Origin of the sequence: Marinobacter sp. G11, assembly GCF_021282325.1 — a bacterium.
GTDB classification, from domain to species: Bacteria; Pseudomonadota; Gammaproteobacteria; order Pseudomonadales; family Oleiphilaceae; genus Marinobacter; species Marinobacter vinifirmus.
Genome location: NZ_JAJSPB010000085.1, coordinates 1 through 1658, shown reverse-complemented (window position 1 = coordinate 1658; position 1658 = coordinate 1). Strand labels below are relative to the sequence as shown.

The window sequence follows — 1658 nt, the reverse complement described above, 5'->3', positions numbered from 1 at the left end:
CCTGAATCCGTGAGTTCAACCGGCTGAAACTGTATCCAAAGCCTGCAATAACAAAGCCTTGGGCGATATAATAGCACCTGACATCCATTCACCCAGTCAGTGCATTTAGTTCATGCGTACTTTCACTCTCCAGCAATCCCGAACCGAAGTCTATACACCCCACGGCGGACTGGCCCTGGTGGGCCACTGCCTGAACCGGCACACGTCGCTGATCAAAACCGCTCGCACAGTCGTCAAGCGGCACGGTATTCCGAACATTGAGCTGATCCGCACCTACCTGGGCCTGATCACGCTGGGCAAGAGCGATTTCGAGGCGGCCGAGCCGGTACGAACAGATCCGTTCTTCAAATCGGCGATGGGCATCAAGCAGTCGCCATCTTCAGCCCGTTTGCGCCAGCGATTTGATGAAGATGCCCAAGCCCTGACGCCATTGCTGGAGGATGCCAGCGTTGAATTTCTTCAGTCCGTCGAAGCGCCGGTGTCACCACTGGCGATGGGCCATGTTGCCCTGGATATGGATGTCTTTCCCATGGACAACAGCCAGACCCATAAAGAGGGTGTCAGCTACACCTACAAGGGTTACGACGGCTATGCACCCATTGCCGCGTATCTGGGCCAGGAAGGCTGGTGCCTGGGTTGCGAGCTACGCCCTGGCAGCCAGCACGCCAATAACGGTTTTCTGGATACCCTCAAACGGGTTTTGCCCCGGGCCCGGTCACTGACGGACAAGCCCATCCTGCTGCGTCTGGACAGTGCACACGATGCCCGTGACAATCGCGACTTCCTGCGCGAGCAGGACCAGATCGACTTCCTGATCAAGTGGAACCCTCGCAAGCAGGATCCCTTGGCTTGGGCAAACAAGGCCCAGGCCAAGGAAGTCTGGTCGCTGGACCGCGACGGCAAGATGGAAGCGGTTCTGTCAGAAGACCTTCCCGATGAACCCGGCCTGCGTCGCATCGTCAAGGTCACCGTTCGCACCAGCGATGCCTCCGGTCAGCTGTACCTGGAGCCAGAAGTTAGCATCGAAGGCTGGATTACTTCCTTACCAGTCGACGAGGTCAGTGACCAACAAGTCATGGCGCTGTACAGCGACCATGCCACCAGTGAACAATTTCACAGCGAGTTCAAGACCGACCTGGACCTGGAGCGCCTGCCCTCCGGCAAGTTCGACACCAACAACCTGGTCATGGCCTTCGCCACCATGGGTTACAACGTGCTGCGCTGGATGGGCCTGAGACTGACCGCCCCAGATGCGCCAGTGCGCCATCCGGCCAAGCGCCGCCGCCTGAGAACGGTGATGCAGGAACTGATGACCATGGCCTGCCGCCTGGTGCACAGCGGCCGGCAGTGGATTCTGCGCTTTGGTCGGCACTGTCCGGGCTTTGCCGTTTACCGCGACCTCTATGGAAGCCTTGCCGCCTCCGGTTAAGCAAGTCCGACAACAGCCGCTACCTTAAAGCCACCCGGAAAACCAGCCCGGGGCAACCCGCTATTGCCTGACGACCAGAAGTTGATCAAAACGCGCCCAAATTTGGCCGCTGATCGACGTCAGACTGCACGTTCCGGCATTATCAACCTGCTTTTGACCAAGTGATGGCTCCCGTTAGCGCCGATGGCGCTTTGCGGAGTATACTGGCCTGCAAAGTCACTGATTCAGG

Annotated in this window: 1 protein-coding gene; it reads left to right on the top strand. The window is 58.4% G+C overall.

Going from position 1 to position 1658, the window contains the following annotated elements:
• Positions 1-112: 112 nt before the first annotated feature.
• Positions 113-1429, top strand: coding sequence for an IS1380 family transposase (locus LWH94_RS19085; RefSeq protein WP_232903295.1), 1317 nt, complete (start codon positions 113-115; stop codon positions 1427-1429).
• The last annotated feature ends 229 nt before the right edge of the window (positions 1430-1658 follow it).